Source organism: Halobacteriovorax sp. HLS, assembly GCF_004006665.1.
In the GTDB taxonomy this organism is placed as follows: domain Bacteria; phylum Bdellovibrionota; class Bacteriovoracia; order Bacteriovoracales; family Bacteriovoracaceae; genus Halobacteriovorax.
On the sequence record NZ_QOCL01000003.1, the window covers coordinates 728954 to 750194 of the forward strand.

A 21241-nucleotide genomic window follows, 5' to 3' on the forward strand; every position below is an offset into this window, starting at 1 on the left:
CTATATCAGTACATCTTGTTCATTAGAACAATTTCATTAATCAGTATTTACCTTATAATATAAACACTTTATGAGGGTTAGCCAACCAGTTTTAGAAATCTTGGCAGAGTTTTTTTACACAAGCTTAACAGAAAGACCAACTCTAACCCTCAAGAGTTCGTCCTCAACCTCACATAGCCCTAGTAGCTTGTCATTGTGGTAAACCCAATAAAGACCATTGGTCTTTTCTTTGCGTAGCACCATTCCATTGGTGAATTTGACCCCTTCATCTAAATCTAGAGATATTTTGTCAAAATCTAGAAAATCATCAATGGATGTAGACTTTTCAAATATTTCAAACTCAGTATCCCTTAATGGCCAGTTATCTTTATTTAATGCATTTTCACATCGAGCGGGACCAATTGAGGAGCGAACTAGCTCTTTGAGAGTTCCTCTAGTACCAAGTTTTTGGGCAATATCGTCAAAGAGTACTCGAATATATGTTCCAGAACTGGCCGTAACTTCGAAGCGAACAATATTATCTACGACACTGAGCAATTTAATATTATAAATTTCACGCTCAACTGGAGGCTTCTCAATAATGACCCCTTCACGGGCCCATTCATATAGTGACTTGCCCTCATGCTTAGTTGCTGAAAAAGCAGCAGGGCTTTGCATATACTTACCTTTAAACGAGCTAATAATAGAGCCTAACTCTTCTTGAGAGTAAGTCCTAACTTCGTGGTGAACTACTTGTTCTTGATCACCAGTAAAGTCCCCTGTTGGTGATTCAACACCAAGAACACCAGTAGCGATATATGTCTTAGGATAGTGAGCATGAACATAATCATTGAACCTTGGCCCAAGACCAATGGCTATTAATAGAACCCCTTCAGCGAAAGGATCAAGGGTTCCAAAATGACCTATTTTCCCAAATCCTTTTGGAAGATGATATTTAAAGTGCCTTACTACATCAGAGCTTGTCATTCCTACAGGCTTGTAGACATTAAAAACTAAAGGGCCAAATAAAGGCCCCTCGTTATACTTATTTCTATTTCGAGATCGACTCACGAAATCCCCTTACCTTCTTCACTTTCTTGCTTTAGAAGATCATCAATCTTCTTTTCATCTTCAAACTGAGAGTCGTAAATAAAAGTAACAGTTGGGGTATGTCTCATTTTTAGAAATTTAGACAAATAAGTTCTAAGCTTTCCAGATAAACCATCCATCGCCTTTTTTATATCCCCTCTTTTAGTAGGATCAAAAGTATCCCAATAAAGGGTCGCATGAGAGTTATCATCAGAGAGCTCTACACGAGAAAAACTAACAAAAGTTAATCTCGTATCAGAAACTTCGCTTCTAATAAAAGTATTAGAAGCGTTTAATATTTTTTCTAGAAGAATACTTTTCTTAGAAGACAAGCTCTACTCCTGCATCTCAGACATAGCTTCTTGGGCCTCAAGAGCCGCTAGCTCTTTTGCTTCAGCAGCAATCTTCTCTTCTTTAGCTACATCTTCAAGAGTTCTCTTCTTCTCAACCAGCATATATGCTTCGAATTGATCATTAACTCTAACATCAGTAAAGTCTTCAAGTCCGATACCACACTCAAAACCATTTTTAACTTCTTTAACATCATCTTTAAATCTCTTAAGAGACGACATTTTCCCATCAAACATGATCTTACCGTTTCTAAGTAAGCGGATATTACATCCAACTTTAATCTTACCGTCAATTACTGAAGAACCAGCAATTAAACCAATCTTAGGAACAGAGAATGTATCCTTAACTTCAGCTCTACCGATGAACTCTTCGATTGTGTCAGGATCAAGCATCCCTTCAATAGCAAGAGTAACATCATTTATTAATTCATAGATGATCGAGTAAGTTTTAATATCAAGATTCTTCTCTTCAGCAAGTCTTCTTGCAGTAGTATTTGGTCTCATATTAAATCCTAAGATGAAAGCCCCTGAAGAATCGGCCAGCATTACATCATTATCATTAATAGCTCCAACTCCACCGGCGATAACTTTAACTTCAACTTCCGTATTAGAAAGTGCAAGTACGGCCTGCTTAATTGCTTCAAATGATCCTTGAACATCTGATCTTATAATTAAGTTCAATTGCTTAGTCTCGCTACCTTCAACAGCGGCCGTAGCAAAGAAGTCCTCAAGAGAAACTTTTGCTTTAGGCTTTTCAGCAAGCTTCTTTCTCTCAATTGCTCTGTTTTCGCATATCTTCTTAGCTTCTCTTTCATTTTTTACGACATCTAACTGATCACCTGGACTAGGTGCTTTAGCCAGACCTAGAACCTGAACAGGAGTCGATGGACCAGCAGAGTTAAGCTGATTACCAAGATGATCTGTTAGACTTCTAGCTCTACCAAAAGTTTCTCCAACAACAATTGAATCACCTTTTTTAAGAGTACCTTTTTGAATAAGCATTGTAGCAACTGGTCCACGACCTTGCTCAATCTTAGATTCTATACAAACACCTTCAGCGCCACCTTCATCACTTGCTCTTAGCTCCAACATTTCTGTTTGAAGGGCAATCGACTCAAGTAGATTATCAACACCGTCACCATTTAATGCAGAAATAGGTACGAATTGAGTTTCCCCTCCCCATTCTTCAGGGTTAATCCCAAGCTCAGCGAGCTCTGACTTAATCCTATCTACATTAATTCCTTCTTTATCCATCTTGTTTACTGCAACAATCATAGGTCTATCAGCATTTTGACAATACTTAACAGATTCACGAGTTTGAGGCATTACACCATCATCAGCAGCTACTACTAGAACAACTAAGTCAGTAATATCAGCTCCACGCTGTCTCATAGAAGCAAAAGCAGCGTGACCAGGAGTATCTAGGAAAGTTAAAGTCGAATCTTTAACATCTACCGAATAAGCTCCAATATGTTGAGTAATACCACCAGCTTCACCAGCAGCAACTTTCTCATTTCTAATATAATCAAGAAGAGTCGTTTTACCATGATCAACGTGACCCATTATTGTAATAATTGGATTACGAGTAGGAAGTTTACTTAATTCTTCTTCCGATAGGCTTTCTTTTCCAATTACTTTATCTTCATCAAATGAATCATCCTCAACTTTATAGTCATATAAAGCTGCAATCTCATTAGCTAATTGAAGACCAATATAGTCTCCAGACTTAACAAGTAAGTTCATTTCAAGACAACCATCGATCATATCTTTCAATTTAACTTTAAGCTTTCTTGCCAGTGTGTCAGAGGTTGCAAAGCCATGAATCTTAACAACACGCTTCGCTTCTTTTACTTCAGTTATTTCTGTACTTTTAGAAGGTCCTGAATAAGTTCTCTTTCTCTTAACTTGAGTGTAGAGAGGACGACCAACGCCACCAACTCCATAGCTCTTAAGTTCAAGGTCGGCCTTTTCTTTTACAAGGGCCTGTGCTTTATTAATAGTCGATTTCTTTCCAGACATCATAGAAGCGAGTGCCCCCATTCTTCCTTTAGAAACTTTCTTTTCTTCTTCAGTCTCCCCTGCCGCACCAGATTCTTCTTTCTTTGCAGGTGGGATATAAACTGGAGTGAAGCGATGTGGCTTATCACCAGTAGACTCATCTTTCTTTGCCTTACTCGGAGCTGAAGCAGGCTTTTCTTCGGCCTTCTTAGCTGCTGGTCTCGAAACAACTCTTAAACCAAAAGAAGAATCATCTTCAGCAGGTTTTTCAGTCTTCGCTTCAACGCTTGTCTCGTCGGCTTCAGAAGTAGGTGTCTCAACAGCTTCTTTCGAGCCGCTTGCCTCTACTGTATCCTTTACTTGCGAAACTGATTCTTCAGGAGCAGCAACGGCTTCAACAATTTGCTCTTCAACTTTTGGCTCTTCTTTAACCGTATCATCTGCTTTCTTTCTAACAACAGTCTTGCGTCTAACCACAGTCTTTTTCTTAGTAGCATCATCAGTTCCAGCTTCATCACCAGCAGATTTAGCAGCAACTTTCTTCGTTGCTTTCTTTGTAGAAGCTTTCTTTCTAACGACCTTCTTCTTAGTAGAAACATCTTTCTTCTCAGAAGTAGCAGCATAGTCTGCTCTAATACTTGCAACCTCATCATCAGATAAAGCTGTCATGTGGTTACGAACGGCAAGACCCTTATTCTTTAGTTCTTCAACTAAATCAAGAGGACCTTTGTTCAATTCTTTTGCCAATTCAAAGATTTTCATAGGCATTATATGGACTCCCTATCCTTATCTACTTCAGCTTAAAAGCTGCAAGTTCTTCTCTTAGTCTTCTTTCAGCATCAGAGAATTTATCTTGAGAATCATCATCTGATTCATTCTTATTTATTAATCCGTGATAAGCAGGAACTGCAGATGCAGATACAAGCTCTTCTTCATCTTCAGCCTGAAGCTGAATTTCACCACCACTGATAGCTTCAGTAGTCGCAGAAATCATCTCATTAGCCTGCTCTTCAGTGATTTCTAGAAGATCAACAAGTTGCTCAGCATCAGCTGCCGCAACATCACCAACGGCCATGAATCCACTTTGAACAAGTACTTGTGCATACGTATCCGTAATAGAAGGTACTTGTAGAAGATTCTCAACAGATTTTTGAATTTTCTCTTGAAGCTTAGATTTAGAGATAATATTAATTTTATATCCGCTTAGCATCGCCGCTAATCTAACGTTCTGACCTCTTCTACCAATTGCAAGAGATAATTGATCTTCCTCAACAACAACATCCATTGTGTGATCTTCGTGATCAATTTGAATATTAGTAATTTCAGATGGCGCTAAAGCCGCTCTCGCAAATGTATCAACATCATCAGACCACTTTACGATATCTATTTTTTCACCCTGAAGTTCATTTACAACGTTTTGAACTCTAGATCCTTTCATACCAACACAAGCACCTACAGGATCAATATCCTTATCCACTGAAATAACAGCGATCTTTGCTCTTTGACCTGGCTCACGTGCTGCAGATTTAATCTCAATAGTTCCATCTTGAATCTCAGGAACTTCAATTTCAAATAACTTTACAAGAAACAAAGGAGTCGTTCTAGATAGACGAATCTCAGGACCTCTATTAGTCATAACAACTTCAGTCAAGAAAGCTTGAATTCTATCACCTGGCTTGAAGTTTTCCCCAGGAATAACTTCTCTTCTAGATAGAACAGCGTCCGCCTTTCCAAGATCTACAACAATATTTCCTCTTTCATATCTTCTAGCGATACCAGTAATTAATTCGCCTTCTTTATGCTTATATTCAGCAAATAGAATCTCTCTTTCAGCGTCTCTTACTTTTTGAAAAATAATTTGTCTTGCAGTTTGAACATCAACTCTTGAGAAGTTTGGATTCTCAATCTTGATACCAATTTGATCACCAATTTCAACATCTTCATCTAACTCTTGAGCGTCAGCTAAAGTAATTTCAACAATTGTATCTCTTACTTCATCAACAACATTCTTATATTGAAAAATCTCAATATCATCATCACCGTCGTTATAACGAGTTTCATATTCACCTTGTAGTCCAAACTTCTTTCTAGCCGTAACTAAAAATGCCTGCTCAACAGCTTTAATAACGATATCTTTTTCGATACCTCTTTCCTTTCCAAGGGTCTCTATAACTCTTCCAAGTTCAGAAAACATATTCATCCTTCCTTTTGCTCTATTCTTGTAAATCAAGAGCAGGTTCTAAATTCGCTTTTTTAATATCTTCGTAATTAAGTTCAATTTTATAATCTAAAGACTCAATAGTAATTCCTACTTCACTAGCAAGTAATAGCTTACCAACAATCTTTCTCTCACCCTGTAGCTTCTTAGGCAGACCAGGGTAATTCTCCAGAGTCAAACGCTTCTTAGTCGCAACAAGAATTTCTTTATCTAGAGACATCTGAAAATGGTCAACAGTATTAAGGTGTCTAAACATACCCGGAGAAGAAACCTCTAAGACTAATTCATTTGGCATCCAATCGGCCTGCTCAACAATCGGAGTCATCGCCTTATCAACTTTCGAACAGTCCTCTATTAGAGCAGTACCTGTTTCAGGATTAAGAATAAAAATTCTCAACACGAAAGAGCCTTTTATGTATTCAAGGTCGTAGACTTCATAGCCTAACTCTGTACATAACGGAGCACATACTTCGTAAAACTTCTTTTCAATCCCAACTCGTTCTTCTTTTAAAACCATTTTTTCTACTCTAAATAATAAAAAAGGGAAGATTAAATCTTCCCTAGTTTCATTTTAAAAATTTGAAACTCGATAATCAAACGAGTACCTGAAGTAATCATTTGTTATCTCAATCTATTAATATCAGGATTTCAATTATTTGGCAACTTTACTTTAAATAAAAGACTTTTCCATGATATGGGCAGCTGCACCATTTGAGTAGAAGCTCTTTTGCTTATGAATAAGCTTAAATCCATCCTTAATGTAAAGTGCACTGGCGGCTTCATTACCTTCCTCAACCTCAAGAACGCAACGGTCTAGACCCATTGCTAGCAATCGATCACAACAATAACCAAGCAAATGAGACGCAACGCCTCCTCGTCTTAACTCAGGACCAACAATAATTTTCAATAAATGGGCATAGCGATCTTCAGAAAAGAGTTGAAACAACGCAAAGCATCCAACCTCATCATCATAAAATAAATGAAAATAGTTGAAATCAGTTAGGCCGTCCCATTTTCTTTCAGTCCATGGAAAAGGAAAGTAATCACGATCAAGTGCTACAATTTTTTTAAATTTACTAGAACATATAGCTTGTAAGCTGGAATCAAAAAAAATCATTGGAAATAAACTTGTCCACGCAGCTTTCGGTCAATACCAGAATAAAATATGCGCAATTTCTCGAGAAGATTCTCATCAATAGTAAAAGAATCTCTATTTCTTATAAACCTATCCCTTAAATGAAACTCTGATTTGATCATTAACTTCATGGTATTAGATAATTTTGTCGACTTATTGCATTTGCTAAAACCGATAGAGTTTAAATTATCTTGCGAGACATTTATAGATATGGGTACAGAATAGAGAAGCATTTTATGAAGTATCATTAACTTCTCTAATTGCTCCTGTCTTCTTCCAAGAGCACTATAGTCCGGCAAGAAAGAGTTAAACTCTTCATATTCACGTTTTGAGATTTTCAAACTGGTTAAGAGAAGACTTTTTTGGTCTAAGCATCTAAAGACAGATAAATCTTTTAGAGATTCATTTATATCGCTAAGATAGTAGACCTGCTCTTCTATCTTAAATATCGCCATATCTTTTGATTTGTCAGTTGTAGATAAAATAGTTGAGGCCAGAACACTGGCCTCAAAAAAGATAAAAATAATTATCAGTAGATACTTCATAGATCTAACTATACAGGAGAACTCAACTCAACGTTAGCGATAGTTTTATCATCAACGTTTTTTGTCTCCATATGGAATCTAATTTTTGTAAGAGGGTTAAATGTATATCCATCCTTACCTCTGATGATATACTTTCTCTTTTCACCCTTAACATTCTTAGGTTCTATCAGTTTTCTAAGTCTAGAAACACTTGTGTAGATCAATTTATCGTGAATAAGTGGATTATACTCATCTTTCCAAATTGATTTAGCCAGTTGTTCTTTATCATAGTAAGAGCCAGAATTCTTAGCTAATAAGAACAAGATCTCAAGTAATACAAATCTATGTTTAAAATCAATTGTTCCTAAGTTTCTCTCTTTAACTTTTCTGTTGTTACGATCTAAATAGAGATCAACACTCGAGTCGTTAACCTCTTCTATCTCAGAAGAAAGAAGGTTTGAAAGTCTCTTAAAGACAGTCGGATCAATGGACTCATTAGCTAAATTGAAATACTCAAGGGCCTTATCAAAGTCCCCCATATTCTTATAAACATTACCTTTACCAAGAAGAATGTAACCAAATAGGTTCCAACACTTCTTACTTTGCAATGTCTGATTCGCAAGTTTGAAAAACTTAAGAGAATTATCAAAGTCTTCTAGTTCAAGATAAACCTTAGCAGAGAATAAGAACATTGCTCCACTTAGATAGTCTTTCTTTAATATGGCCATTAACTGATTTAGTTGCCCTAGATAATCTAGCGCACCTTCATAATTCTTTCTAACGTAACAATTATTAGCTAAGGCAAGAAGAGTTTTAGCAAGAATATCAGGCTCATTTTCTTCTTTTGATTTTTTATAGGCCAATTGGAAGTTATCAAACGCTTCTTGAAAGTTTCCACCATAGTTCTTTACAATTCCAACATTATAAAAATATTCAGAATTTAAAGAACCTAGAACTTGAGTTAAGTCATCAACCAGCTCTTCAGCAAGTGAAATATATTTAGTGGCCTTTTCATCTTCTAATTTTTCAGAAGATATTCTAATTAAAAAGCCTAAAATTTTAAAAATAGAGAATGTATCACGTGGTCTTTCAGCGCAATTAAGTGACTTAATGAAGTTTTCTTCAGCTGCCTCTAAATCAGATTTATCGTAATGAAGCTTACCAAGTTGATAAAAGGAACGACCTATTTCTCTTTTAGATAAAGATTCTTCATTTGGAATAAAGTCTTCATTAAAATTGTAGAAAGCAATAGATGTTTCCGCTTCAGCGATTCGACCCATTTCCAAATTTTCATTCATCATAATTCGTCCCCTAAGGTAGTATGAAAAACCGCTATTAAATAGCTCACCTATTCAAGCACTTATAAAATAGGTCTGCAAGTTGATATCATAAAATAGCGCCACAAGTCAAAAAAACATATAGAGATTGTAATTTTTCTAATTCTAACTCATTGATTAATGGAATCTACGTTGATAAAGTGTGAAATTATTATAATAAGATAACTAACGTAATTTCGGAGCTTTATTCCATGGCCAATTTCAAACTCGATACAATAAGACACTCAAGCGCACATTTAATGGCCCAGGCCATATCGAGAGTCTTTCCAAATACCCATATTCAGTTTGGTATTGGTCCAGTTATTGAGCATGGGTTCTACTATGATATAGATATGGATCATCGCCTAGTTGAGGAAGATCTAGAGAAAATTGAAAAAGAAATGGCAAAGATCATCTCAGAAGGGCTAGAGATTGAAAGAAAGGTTATGTCTAGACAAGAAGCCTTAGATTTCTTCGAAAGCAAAAATGATGCTCTTAAGATAGATCTAATATCTAGCTTACCAGAAGATGAAGAAATAAGCTGCTATCAGCAAGGTGAGTTTATCGACCTTTGCCGAGGGCCACACGTTGAGAACACAAAGCAAATCCCACAACACTTCAAACTCTTAAGTATTGCTGGAGCTTATTGGCGTGGTGATGAAAAGAATAAAATGCTTCAAAGAGTTTATGCAGCTTGTTTTGCAGATAGAAAAGAGCTTAAAAAGCATTTAACTTATCTTGAAGAGGCCAAGAAAAGAGACCATAGAAAACTTGGTAAAGAGCTAGAGCTTTTTCACTTTAACTCAGTAGCTCCAGCCTCTCCATTCTTTATGCCAAAGGGAGCCTTTGTTTATAATAAGCTAATTGAATTTATGCGCGAAATTTATAGAATTTATGATTATCAAGAAGTCATAACGCCGCAAATTCTAGACTCCGAACTATGGCACACTTCAGGTCACTACGAACATTATAAAGACAATATGTACTTCTCAAATATCGATGAAAGAGAGTACGCAGTTAAACCTATGAACTGTCCTTGTCACATGCTCATGTTCAAACACTATAAGTATTCTTATAGAGATTTACCAATGAGATATGCTGACTTTGGAAGACTTCATCGCTATGAAAAAGCAGGGGCCGTTACGGGATTAACTAGAGTAAGAACTTTTTGCCAAGATGATGCACATATCTTTATAGATATGGAGAGAATTCAAGGCGAAATTTCAATGCTTATGGATATGTTCTTTACTTGTTATGAGCACTTCGGATTTACTGGAATAAAAGTAAACCTATCAACAAGACCTGAGAAGAAATCTGGTGATGATGCTACTTGGGATAAGGCAGAATCAGCTCTAGAAGAAGCCCTTAAAAAAAGTGGTCATAAATACTTTATAAAAGAAGGTGATGGTGCTTTCTACGGACCAAAGATTGATGTTGAAATAAGTGATGCAATTGGTAGATATTATCAACTTGGAACAATTCAGCTAGATTTCCAACTTCCAGAGAGATTTGGGCTAACGTACACAAATACTGAAGGTAATGAAGAAAAACCTGTTGTCATCCACCGTGCCCTACTCGGTTCATTAGAGAGATTCTTCGGAGTATACCTAGAGCACGTTGCCGGAGTATTTCCTTTTTGGCTCGCGCCAGAACAAGCGATAATCGTACCGGTTAACAATGATGCTCATCTAGAGTTTGCACAACAACTTCAAAGAGATCTATTCAACAAAGGTCTAAGAATTAAGATCGATGATAGAAATGAGTCAATGGGCTACAAGACGAGACAGATTCAACAATCTAAAGCACCTTATATGTTAGTAATTGGTGATAGAGAAATGGAGTCAAACTCAGTAAATATTAGAAAATATGGTGAAAAGAAGTCCGAATCTATGTCTATTGAAAAATTGACTGAACACTTCGTTGAGTTGAATAATCAATTCATGCCTGAAAAGTTGAGATCAAAATAGTGAAGAATATTCTCTTACTATGTGGTGGTGGTGGAAGCGAGCACGAAATCTCGCTTCTTTCTGCTAAATATATTTTTGATACGTTAGCAACTTGTGACGATTATAAAGTATTCAAAGTAGAGATTCTTCGAAATGGAGATAGGATCGATCAAGACGGTTATCTTTGTGAACTTAGAAAGGCCGGTGAAATTTTTTATCCACACAGTGAAGAAATTCACAAACTAGACTTCGCCATTCCATGCATTCATGGACCACCTGGTGAAAATGGCATCATTCAGTCTATTTTTGAACTAATGGGTCTTCCCTATCTTGGTGTCGGACCTGAAGCGAGCCAGATTTGCTTCAATAAAGTTTCAACTAAATTATGGCTAGATGCTCTTCAAATTCCAAATACTGAGTATATTTTTCTTGGTGAATTCAACGAAGTCAATAAACATAGAGCACAAGTCTTTTTCGATCAACATAAAGACATCTACATAAAAGCAGCAAGTCAAGGTTCATCCGTAGGCTGCTATCATGTCAATAAAGAAGAGTACTTAGAAAAATCCTTAACAGAAGCGTTTAAATTCTCTGATTTTGTCCTCATTGAAAAAACTCAAAAGGCCAGAGAATTAGAAATTTCAGTTTACGAATATGAAGGGCAAATTCATGCTTCACTACCTGGTGAGATAATATGTCCTGATGGGTTTTATACTTTTGAACAAAAGTATTCAAAAGAAAGTAAAACTCACACAGATATAGTGGCCAAGAATATTCCCCAAAAAATTTCTGACGAAATGAAAGATATGGCCATAAAAGCATTTAGAGGTCTTAAACTTAAACACTTATCTAGAGTTGACTTCTTTTTAACTGACGATGGGAAAGTATTTATAAACGAGATCAATACATTCCCAGGAATGACTCCGATTTCAATGTTTCCAAAAATGATGGAAAACAATGGTCACAAATTTAAAACGTACTTAAATAATATAATTCAATCTTCGACATAGACGAGGCGACAATGAAATTAGAACTCATAAACAAATCAAGCGAAACTCACTCAAAAGAAATTCTTCAAAGCTATTACAAAAACAATCTCATACCACCTGAAAAGAAAAACTACTTAACTAACCTAGAATCTTCAACTGGACCATTCTTGGCGATAGAAGGTTCAAATGGCACAACTCAATATATGATGGACGCCGCTTCACAAATCGCAACATTAGGACTTGGTTTTTCTCCTAGTGTTTTCTTTGGAACGGCCCACTACTTAGAAACCTGGTTAAATAACAAAGATGGTAAAGAATTTAAGAGCATTCGTGCTGCGTTTGAATCTTTCTTAAAAAGAAAATCAGGATTCAAAAATTTAGATTTAACTATTTGCAACTCTGGAGCTGAAGCAAATGAAATAGCACTTGGTTACTGTTACCGTTCAAGACATAACTTAGGCGCCAACAAGGTGCTTGCCTTCGAAGGAAGTTTTCATGGGAGGATGATGGTAACACTCTCTAGTACATGGAATAAGACCAAGAGAATTCCATTTGAGTGGCCAGAGCATGAAACTATTTACTGTCCATTTCCAGGCCTTGACACAGATGAAATCCTTGTTCCTTCTCCTGATGGATGGCAAGAGTTCTGGGAAAACTCAAGCTCTAATGAACTTGAAGTACCTGTCCATTGGTTACAAGATCCACAGGTAGCAAAGGAAGTTGCCTCACTATTAAGCGTAAAAGAACAACTTAGAACTAATAAAATATTTGCAATTATTGTTGAGCCTATGCAGTGTGAAGGTGGAGATTGCTATGCAAGCGGTAGATTCAACGAGGCATTAATATCGCTTGCTCATAGCTATCATGTGAAAGTTGTTCACGATGAAGTCCAAACAGGTTTCCACCTAGGAAAGGAGTTCTTCTGGCATCGTGAATTAAATATGAAAAACTCTAAATCAGAGTTATTATCGCCAGACTACGTAGTTTGCGCAAAAAAAGCACAAGTAGGACTAGTTCTTTCCCATGAAAATATATGGGGAAGAAATAAGTATGAAGAATTTCAAGTTGCCTCAGTTGTGAGAGGATACCTCCACGCGATTGCACTTGATCAATCTCAAGACAAAATTGTTGAACTAGAAAATACAGCTAGGACGGAACTTGAAAAGCTCGTTAAGAAATTTCCAGAAAAAATAACAAGACCAAGAGCGAATGGAATGGCTTTTGCTTTTGAAGTTCCTAGCGCACAAGACTCACTAGAGTTTATTTCTAAAAGATTCGATCATGGCCTTTTATACTATCCTGCCGGAGAAAAAACACTTCGTTTCAGATTAAATACTAGCTTCACAAAAGAAGATATTAAATTTCTTTTTGAACGAATTGAAGTAATGGCAAAGAGTATTTTCAATAATGAACAAGAGACATTTGTAACTCATATTGAAACTAAATCTAGAGATTCTGAAATAATTTATGAGTGGCAAAAGCTTCTTACAAAGCTTAAGTTAAATGCACTAAAGAAGAGTGATTTAAAAAGCTCTGAGAATCTAGACTCTATTCTAAAACTATTTAGCAAATCTTGTGACAAAGAATTATTTATAATTGATAGCTCAAATTTTGAAGACTGGCGTACACAGATAGAACAGATTCAAAAAGATATCTACGAGCCAACTCGACAGACTGATATAGGTGTTTTCGAAAAAAGTGCTCAACATAAGAACTCAGTTGCGATTGGTGTGAAGGAAGATGACAAACTACTAGCTATTGCCTTTAGCTCGCCCCTAGCAATCAATCCACTAGAAAGAGGTGTAAGAAAAGATCCATATATTGATAATGATAATGTTCTCTACATGATCGACTCAACTGTTACCGAAGCGTTACAAGGTAGAGGCCTTGGAAGAGTTTTAAAGTACGCTCTTACCGCTATCGCGATGACTAAGGAAACTCAAAGGATACATGGAAGAAACCGTGACCGCATGGCCGCAAGTATGTTAAATATCAACTTATCCCTCGGCGCATATGAACTGATGTATATGAAAGAGGATTACCCTGATTTTGAAGAATACAGAGATGTTTTCTACTATACATCTACTACGAAATGGAAAGAGCTGCCACTAAATCTAAGTAATGCTATACAATCACCTCTTTGTTCGAGTGACTTAACAGATTCATATATTGAGGAGCAGCTATCATTTCTCGTTAACAAAGTATGTCTATCTAACTTTGTTTCCCAGAGATTTTTAGATCAGTTAAGATCACTTACATCTTTGCTGCCAAAGACTATGCAGCATGCATATACGACTTCAGGTCAGTCTGAATGTGTAGATAAAGTGGCCAAAACAATTTGGTATTGTGCTGAAAACAAAGACAATCATATGATAACTTTTGCGGATCATTTTTTTGGAAATGGAAGCTTTTTAGCTAGATCTTTGAGCTATCAAAAGGATAAGTTCTTTAATGTTTCTCATTTAGCAAATCCAACAGAAGACACTATTCAGGACGTTCTTGACGAAGTCGAAGAGAAGCTAAAGCAAGGAGCAAAAGGTGGTGTTTGGATTGAGCCAATTCAACAAAAGACAATGAAGAGAACTCCAAGAGAATTTCTAAAAAAACTAAAAGTATTATGCGAAAAATATAAAACTAAACTTATATATAATGAAACAGCATCTGCATGCTATCGCTATGATAACTCAAACTTCTTTACTTCAAACATCGAAGAGCTTGCTCCTAATGCAGCAATATGTTTTCTAGGTGGCCAAGCAGGTCTTTGCTTTACTAACAAAGATATCTTCATAGATAAGCCTCTAATGCTAATTAGTACTTGGGATGGTGATGAATTCTCTCTATCGAACTTCAATTATGCTACAGGCTTAATTAATAGTGATCTTGAAAATTTCACACAAGTGAAAATAGATTTTACAAATAAGTTAACAGAAATTCTTTCTTCATATGATATTGAAGAAATGGAACTAGAAAATGGCGTTGGATACTTTATAGGTAATATTTCAAAATCTTTACAAAAGTTTTTTAAAAAGTCCAAAGAGCGATATATTGTGTGTCCTAGCTATGGGCAAATGAAGAAATTTCTAACTGAGACCGTCTCATGATTGACTACAACTTCCCTATCATAAGCTATGACCCTAAAGATTCTTATTATCAATGGGGTTTTAAGCATGGTAAGGCCTTTAGTGAGGGAATTAAAGAGCTCGTTACGATTAGACGAAAGTTAATGCTTAAAAGAAATCCGTCTTTAGAGGAGCATATCTCAGAACTTGCACAGGAACAGTTTACTGTGACTAAAGAGTTCGATATTAACCTATCGAGTGAACTTGAAGGAATAGCAGATGGCGCTGAACTCTCTCTAGAAGATATCGTTATTTTGAATAACTATACTGACTTTAGAGATATCCACCTTCCTGAAGAAGGCTGCTCAACAATACAAGTACAAAATGATGAATCTCTCTTAAGCGGTCAAACATGGGATATGCATCGCTCAGCAAAGAGATTTCTATGTCTAATAGAAGTACCAAAAACTAAAAGCAATCCAGAAACTCTAGTCCTTTCTCTTGTAGGTTGTACAGGGCTCATGGCAATCAATTCTGAGCAGTGCTTCGTTGGTGTTAATAATATAAACACCCTTAATGCAAGAGTAGGACTTATTTGGCCAAACTTAGTTAGAAAGCTAATGATGAACAATTCTATTGAAGGGATGCGTGACACATTAACCAGTGCTCCTGTCACCTCAGGTCATAACTATCTAATAAGTACCACTAAAGGAAGCGAACACTGGGAAATCACCCCCAATAACAAAGACCTTGTAGCAAAGCTAGATGAGAACCAAAAAGGATTTAGTTTTCATACCAATCATTGTTTAGGAGAGAATGTTCACCTAGAAGAAGACAAGAATAATGTAAGTAAGACTACGCATAAGCGTTATGAAATTTTGGATCACTCTGTAAAAGAGCTTCAGAGTTTTGACGATATGAAGTCACTACTTCAGTCTCATGAACAATACCCCGTCTCTATATGCACACATCTTGAAACAGGTGCCGATGATCCATCAGCAACATGTGGAGGTGGTATTGTAAACATGAAAGACGGAAAAGTAGTATTCTGGAGAGGATGTCCAGAGTATGACCAAAACTATATTGAATATTCATATCAATTTGACTTAGCGACTAAGTCCTTTAAAAGAGTTTAAAGTGAAAGAAATTCCTTTTTATGTAACCTGGACTAACCAAACAGGAGCATTAACTTTAGATATCGCCTCGGCCAAAGGCCCTCACTATATTACAAGAAATGGGAAAAAAATTTTAGACCTAAGTTCAACAAGCTATCAAGCAGCTTTTGGTCATTCTGATAAAGAAATAATCAAAGCGATCACAGACCAACTAAAAGTCCTTCCAATTGCATCCCCTAAGTTGGTATTTGATTTAAAGCAAAAAGTTACCCAAAAACTGTTACAACTCTTAAAGTTAAAAGGGAAAATTTTCTACACTGTTTCTGGAGCAGAATCTGTCGAGAACGCGATAAAGATTTCACGACAATTTAGTGGAAAAAAATACATTCTAGCAAGAAAGAACTCTTATCATGGAGCTAGCCTTGGCGCCTTAAGTTTAACAGGTGATTGGAGAGCTAAAGATCATTTAACATTAAGTAAGTGGACTAAGAGAATACCTGAACCTAAGAATGATCCACACGCAGTTGAATTTGAAAAGCTTATCAAAAAAGTAGGTGCTCATAATATTGCAGCAATTTGCTTGGAAACCGTGACCGGAGGCAATGGCGTAATAGTAGCTCCTAAAACCTGGTGGAAGGCCGTAGCAAGATTTAAAAAAGAGTATGGAATTCTAATAATTCTTGATGAAGTTGTCTGTGGTTTTGGAAGACTGGGTACTGCTTTTGGATTCCAACAATTTCCTATCAAACCAGATATTGTCTGTATGGCAAAAATAATAACAGGTGGGTACATACCATTTGGAGCCGTTTGGACAAATAGTAAAATTGCGAAGTTTTATGATAAACAGATTCTAAGCTGTGGACTAACTAGTTATGCACACCCACTGGGTCTCGCTGCGATGAATATTGTCATCGATAAAATTCAATCACCTGAGCATAATAGAAGATTTTCTTTACTTCATGATGAATTAGAGACATGGTCTTCAATTTTCTCTAATCTTGACCAAGTTAAAGAAGTTCGTCACATAGGACTTTTGATGGCAATAGAGTTAAAGACTCCCATTCCAACAAAGTCATTCCTGGATAAATCTATTCTATTGGCCAGTGTTGGAAATAATTTAATTATTGCTCCAAATTACGTAACGAAAAGTTCACAACTTAAAAAAGCATTAACAGCAGTTAAAGAAGTTATAGAAGGTAAAAATGACAAGTAAAGTTTATAAAGACGCTATGAGTGCATGTGCGGATATATCGTCTGGTTCTAGTATAATGAGTGGAGGTTTCGGCCTATGTGGTATTGCTGAAAATTGTATCGATGCACTTTCTAAAATGGACATCAATAATCTATCTATTATTTCTAACAATATTGGTAACTCTGGTCGTGGATTAGTTAAAATTTTAGTTCAAAATAAAATTTCAAATGCATATTGTTCTTATGTTGGTGGAAACCCTGACCTAGAAAAGCAAATGCTGGATGGTTCAGTTAAGGTTGAACTTATTCCCCAAGGTACATTCAGCGAAAGAATAAGAGCAGCTGGACTTGGAATAAGGGCATTCTATACACCTACAGGGTATGGAACTTTAATAGCTGAAGGAAAAGACGTTAAGGAATTTGATAGACCATGTATTCTAGAAGAGGCCCTTCATGCTGATTACGCTATCATAAAGGCGCAAAAAGCAGATCCGTATGGCAATTTATGGTTTAAAGAAACTGCGAGAAATTTTTCACCTCTAATGGCCATGGCCGCGAAAGTTACTATTGTAGAAGTTGAACAATTAGTTGGCCTAGGAGAACTTCGTGCTGAGGATATACACTTACCTGGAATATTCGTTCAAAGAATATTCCAAGGAACTAACTATAAAAACGATATAGAATTTCTTAAAACACAGGATTAAATATGAGTTGGTCAAAAATAGAAATGGCAAAAGAAGTAATTGAGCTTTTTAAGAAAGACTCATCGGTGAATCTAGGAATTGGTCTTCCTACTCTTGTTGCCGAACATATTCCTGAAAGTATGAATATAATGATTCACTCTGAAAATGGTGTACTGGGAGTAAAGGGTAGGCCTAAGAACAGCGAAGTGTCTGCAACATTAATAAATGCTGGTAAAGAGACTATCTCTATAAATGATTCAGCTAGCTTCTTTGATAGTTCTCTTAGCTTTGGAATGATTCGAGGTGGTCATATAGATTACTGTGTACTTGGAGGTATGGAAGTCGATACCGAGCGTTCATTGGCCAATTGGATGATTCCAGGTAAGAAAGTCACAGGAATGGGTGGCGCGATGGATTTAGTGAACGGTTCAAAGTGTGTCATTATCATGATGGGCCACTTTAATAAATCAGGCGAATCAAAACTTAAGAAAGTATGCGAACTTCCTTTAACAGGACTTGCTGTAGTTGATATTGTTGTAACAGATTACGGTGTTTTTAAACCAAATGGAAATAAGTTTGAAATTATTAAATTGGCCAGTGGTATTGAAAAAGAAGATTTGAAAGAATTAGATTTGTACGAAGAGAAATAAAAAAGGGGGCCCCTGCAAAATTGCCCCCTTTCTTTCGGCTTCCTGCCTCTACGTAATTGACTTCCTGTCAGTTACAAATAAATTATAACCCGAAAATTCAAAAAAATAACAAAAATCTTTTCTAGGCAATTCTTTCCAAAAATTAGAGCAACTTTATAGAGTTTAGTTGACAAAAATATAAATACACCTATGCTTAATATATACAATTTTTTATACCTAAGTAGTGTCACGATGAGCCCATTCAATAAAATATATCATTCTATTAGACGTGTATTTCGTCCTAACTTATATAAAATACAATCATTCACGTTTTATATACCATCTCCACCTCCAAGAAAGGTTGGTTACAGAGAGAAAGAGTTTGATAAGTTATTTTATAATTTCATCAATAATGGTTACGAGATACTTAACTTTAAGACTCAGAATAATTCCGGAACATCCCACTCGGGTATGTGGGTAATTTTTATTGTCCGCTCTACAACAGGTAGTACAGCAGCCCTTGATCTTGATGATGACATTGAGCTTGGAGATGACTACGAAAAAGAAGTTATAGAGGGTCTATATCAAATTAATGATAATAATGACTTTATTTAGCAAAAATTTTATATTTGGATTTATCTTATTACTTCTTTCTAGTTGTTCACTTTTTATAGAGCTCGATCAACCAAAAGAAAAAATTGTATTCAACAATTTAAATAATCAAAAGTATTGCAAAAAGAAAGACTCACTCGTATTAGCATCGCAGTCTGGTTCAGAAATGAAAGAAGTTAAAGATCAACTTCTTTCATATGCTAATAAGTATAAACTTTCACCTATAGAGGTTTTTACAAGTTGGGCCCTAATTCAACTCTATCTTAGGCCAGATCAAGTATCACCTAGCTCATCACTTCAGTTCATTGATACCAATAAAGATGATTTTGATTATTTTTCTTTCAATGAAAAGAAGTATAATGGCCGTCTTTACTTTGAATCCCTACAATCACTTCTTAAGAAGTATAATTCTAAGAGATCGTTAAAAGAAATTGCACTAATTGTAGACAAAGTGATTTCACCATTTCAAGTAATCGATAAACAGCTCTCGAACTTCTTATATAAGAATCGTCAAAGTATATCTGAAAACAATTCATCGAAGAGTATCTATTTTAAAGGCCATCAAGTTTTACGAGAAGGTGAGGCCCTTAGAAGTTACTCAATGGAAAATCTTCTCAAAAATGTAAAATTAAAAAAGAGAAAAGCAAATAACTTTCTTTTTACAGAAAAAATAGGAAATGACACCTACGTCAAGTGTAACTTTGATCTTAATATCTATAGAAAAGGTATTTACTTAATTGAAGATAATGATGGAGAAAACTCTCATCCATTTGCTATAACCTATGCTGGTCAAACCTTCATGGCGATGACGTCGCAACTTACAGACCCTAAAAAGCTACATAAGAACACCTATAATTTTAATTCAACTTCAACTCAGACACATAAAGCTATATGTAAAGTCACCAGAGGAAATAAACAGATCACTATGATATCTTCAAGTGGTAGAGATTCCGGTCAACACTTATTTAATTTACTCGATTATAAAATTTCAAGTTCAAAGAATAGAGATGAATTGATTGAAATCCTTAATTTCCCACGCTACTTATTTCTGTTAAACCCTAAAAGAATGATTTATGAATCTAGTAGGTCTAGCAGCTCGCAAATTCAAAGTTTCTTAGACACCGGGTTTCCAATTTATCACTATCAAAATCTAGGAAATATTTGGGTCAGCTACCAAATAGATGGTAAGAGTGGCTTAATTTTAGATGGTAGGCGCAAGAGCTCACTGTCATGTTTATAATTGAAATATTCGGTAATGCCTCTCAGTCAACAGTAAAAAAACTTACAGTTCAGAAGTTAGATTATTCACTTACTCTGCTCACTTTTTTGAGAAATAACTCTATACCTGTTGCCAGCAGCTGCAATGGAGAGGGTGTATGTAAAAAGTGTCTTGTAAACACTGATATTGTTAGTTGTGAGCTAAAAATGAGTGAAATTAAACAATGGCAGAATAAGACTATTATTATCGATTACTTATAATTTTTCCTTGCTAACCCCTGTAAAGCTTCTTTAGAATATCTGTAAAGGAAATTAAATGTTGCTAATGAAGGCTTTAAAATTTCTTTCTCTTTTACTTGTGTCAAAATCTGTTTTTGCAATAAGTATTTCTACATACAATATCAGAAATTTCGATAGTAACTCTCCTTTTTCTACAGATGTAGATAACTTAGTCGAAATAATAAAGAGTCTAGATAGTGAAATAATGGTATTCCAAGAAATTGTAGATACTGCTGGCTTTAAGAATCTAATTACAAGAAATACCAAATTTCAAAAGGTCATTTTTTCTAGTTGCGGCGGTTTCGGCAGACAGAAGCTAGCTCTAACTTACGATACAAGAAAGTATCGATTCCTAAAGTTAATAGAAGATACAGGCTTTTCAAAATCTATCAGTTGCAACAAAGGCGTGAGACCACTTTTAAAAGTTAAGTTAAGATCAATCCAAGACAAGACAGACTTTTGGGTTCTTATTGCTCACTTTAAGGCCGGTGCTTCAAGTAGAGATGTAGCATTTAGGAAAAAACAATTTTCTCTACTTACTAAAACCATTTCTAATCTAGAAAATTATATCATCCTCGGTGATCTTAACACCACTAGGATTGATAGCTCTGTTGGGGATTACTACTTCGAATTTGTTGAAAAGAATTCTTTATTAAGTTCCACAAATAGTATTCAATGTACGAGCTACTGGTCAGGTGGTATTAGCGATGGTCTTTTTTATCCAAGTAAATTAGATCATATTTTAGTTTCAACTAAGCTTAGAAGTATCTATGGTTCACATAAATTTTCGACACATTCTCATTGCAAGAAAGTGAAATGTTCTGTCTCTAACGCTCGAGAGCTAGGAAGTAGTTTTGAAAATGTAAGTGATCACTGTCCAATAAAATTAGATTTAACGAAAGGATTTTAAT

The 21241-nt window shown here is 35.8% G+C and carries 19 protein-coding genes; 11 read left to right on the plus strand and 8 right to left on the minus strand.

All coding sequences use genetic code 11. From position 1 onward, the window contains the following. Positions 1–114 precede the first annotated feature (114 nt). The 8 genes from DPQ89_RS08070 to DPQ89_RS08105 form a co-directional block, all read right to left on the minus strand. Positions 115–1050 carry a tRNA pseudouridine(55) synthase TruB gene (locus DPQ89_RS08070; RefSeq protein WP_127716416.1) on the minus strand — a complete coding sequence of 312 codons (936 nt, stop codon included), beginning with the start codon at positions 1048–1050 and terminating at the stop codon, positions 115–117. Further along, positions 1047–1400: a 30S ribosome-binding factor RbfA gene (gene rbfA, locus DPQ89_RS08075; RefSeq protein ID WP_127716417.1), complete on the minus strand. Its 354-nt coding sequence runs from the start codon at positions 1398–1400 to the stop codon at positions 1047–1049. Before rbfA ends, DPQ89_RS08070 begins: the two co-directional genes overlap by 4 nt. A 3-nt stretch (positions 1401–1403) precedes the next feature. Next, positions 1404–4178, minus strand: coding sequence for a translation initiation factor IF-2 (infB, locus tag DPQ89_RS08080; protein WP_164848311.1), 2775 nt, complete (start codon positions 4176–4178; stop codon positions 1404–1406). Positions 4179–4206: 28 nt separating this feature from the next. After that, a complete protein-coding gene (gene nusA, locus DPQ89_RS08085; RefSeq protein ID WP_127716419.1) occupies positions 4207–5610 on the minus strand; it encodes a transcription termination factor NusA in 1404 nt (467 codons plus the stop codon). 19 nt (positions 5611–5629) lie between these two features. Beyond that, the gene (rimP, locus tag DPQ89_RS08090) at positions 5630–6151 is read right to left on the minus strand and encodes a ribosome maturation factor RimP (protein ID WP_127716420.1); all 522 of its coding nucleotides are present in this window, start codon (positions 6149–6151) and stop codon (positions 5630–5632) included. Positions 6152–6304: 153 nt separating this feature from the next. Next, a complete protein-coding gene (locus DPQ89_RS08095) occupies positions 6305–6751 on the minus strand; it encodes an N-acetyltransferase (protein WP_127716421.1) in 447 nt (148 codons plus the stop codon). Further along, positions 6748–7314 carry a hypothetical protein gene (locus DPQ89_RS08100; protein ID WP_127716422.1) on the minus strand — a complete coding sequence of 189 codons (567 nt, stop codon included), beginning with the start codon at positions 7312–7314 and terminating at the stop codon, positions 6748–6750. The genes DPQ89_RS08095 and DPQ89_RS08100 overlap by 4 nt, the downstream gene beginning before the upstream one ends. Positions 7315–7322: 8 nt before the next feature. After that, on the minus strand, positions 7323–8594 hold the full coding sequence (locus DPQ89_RS08105) for a winged helix-turn-helix domain-containing protein (RefSeq protein WP_127716423.1): 1272 nt from the start codon (positions 8592–8594) through the stop codon (positions 7323–7325). A 227-nt stretch (positions 8595–8821) separates the two neighbouring features. On the opposite strand from DPQ89_RS08105, the gene thrS reads away from it, so the two are divergent. From thrS to DPQ89_RS08160, 11 genes are all read left to right on the plus strand, one after another. Continuing rightward, a complete protein-coding gene (gene thrS / locus DPQ89_RS08110) occupies positions 8822–10576 on the plus strand; it encodes a threonine--tRNA ligase (protein ID WP_127716424.1) in 1755 nt (584 codons plus the stop codon). Continuing rightward, on the plus strand, positions 10576–11565 hold the full coding sequence (locus DPQ89_RS08115; protein ID WP_206611148.1) for a D-alanine--D-alanine ligase: 990 nt from the start codon (positions 10576–10578) through the stop codon (positions 11563–11565). The genes thrS and DPQ89_RS08115 overlap by 1 nt, the downstream gene beginning before the upstream one ends. 11 nt (positions 11566–11576) lie before the next feature. Further along, on the plus strand, positions 11577–14645 hold the full coding sequence (locus DPQ89_RS08120; protein ID WP_127716426.1) for an aminotransferase class III-fold pyridoxal phosphate-dependent enzyme: 3069 nt from the start codon (positions 11577–11579) through the stop codon (positions 14643–14645). After that, a complete protein-coding gene (locus DPQ89_RS08125; RefSeq protein WP_127716427.1) occupies positions 14642–15739 on the plus strand; it encodes a C45 family peptidase in 1098 nt (365 codons plus the stop codon). Before DPQ89_RS08120 ends, DPQ89_RS08125 begins: the two co-directional genes overlap by 4 nt. 1 nt (position 15740) lies before the next feature. Continuing rightward, the gene (locus DPQ89_RS08130; RefSeq protein WP_127716428.1) at positions 15741–16931 is read left to right on the plus strand and encodes an aspartate aminotransferase family protein; all 1191 of its coding nucleotides are present in this window, start codon (positions 15741–15743) and stop codon (positions 16929–16931) included. After that, positions 16921–17613, plus strand: coding sequence for a CoA transferase subunit A (locus tag DPQ89_RS08135; protein ID WP_127716429.1), 693 nt, complete (start codon positions 16921–16923; stop codon positions 17611–17613). The genes DPQ89_RS08130 and DPQ89_RS08135 overlap by 11 nt, the downstream gene beginning before the upstream one ends. 2 nt (positions 17614–17615) lie before the next feature. Further along, positions 17616–18242, plus strand: coding sequence for a 3-oxoacid CoA-transferase subunit B (locus DPQ89_RS08140; RefSeq protein ID WP_127716430.1), 627 nt, complete (start codon positions 17616–17618; stop codon positions 18240–18242). Positions 18243–18473: 231 nt separating this feature from the next. Beyond that, positions 18474–18836, plus strand: coding sequence for a hypothetical protein (locus DPQ89_RS08145; protein WP_127716431.1), 363 nt, complete (start codon positions 18474–18476; stop codon positions 18834–18836). Next, entirely contained in the window at positions 18823–20073 is a 1251-nt protein-coding gene (locus tag DPQ89_RS08150; protein ID WP_164848312.1) for a hypothetical protein, read from the plus strand. The genes DPQ89_RS08145 and DPQ89_RS08150 overlap by 14 nt, the downstream gene beginning before the upstream one ends. Then, positions 20064–20312, plus strand: coding sequence for a 2Fe-2S iron-sulfur cluster-binding protein (locus tag DPQ89_RS08155; RefSeq protein WP_127716433.1), 249 nt, complete (start codon positions 20064–20066; stop codon positions 20310–20312). Before DPQ89_RS08150 ends, DPQ89_RS08155 begins: the two co-directional genes overlap by 10 nt. Positions 20313–20367: 55 nt before the next feature. Beyond that, complete coding sequence (locus DPQ89_RS08160) at positions 20368–21240, plus strand: endonuclease/exonuclease/phosphatase family protein (RefSeq protein ID WP_127716434.1); 873 nt, start codon at positions 20368–20370, stop codon at positions 21238–21240. The last annotated feature ends 1 nt before the right edge of the window (position 21241 follow it).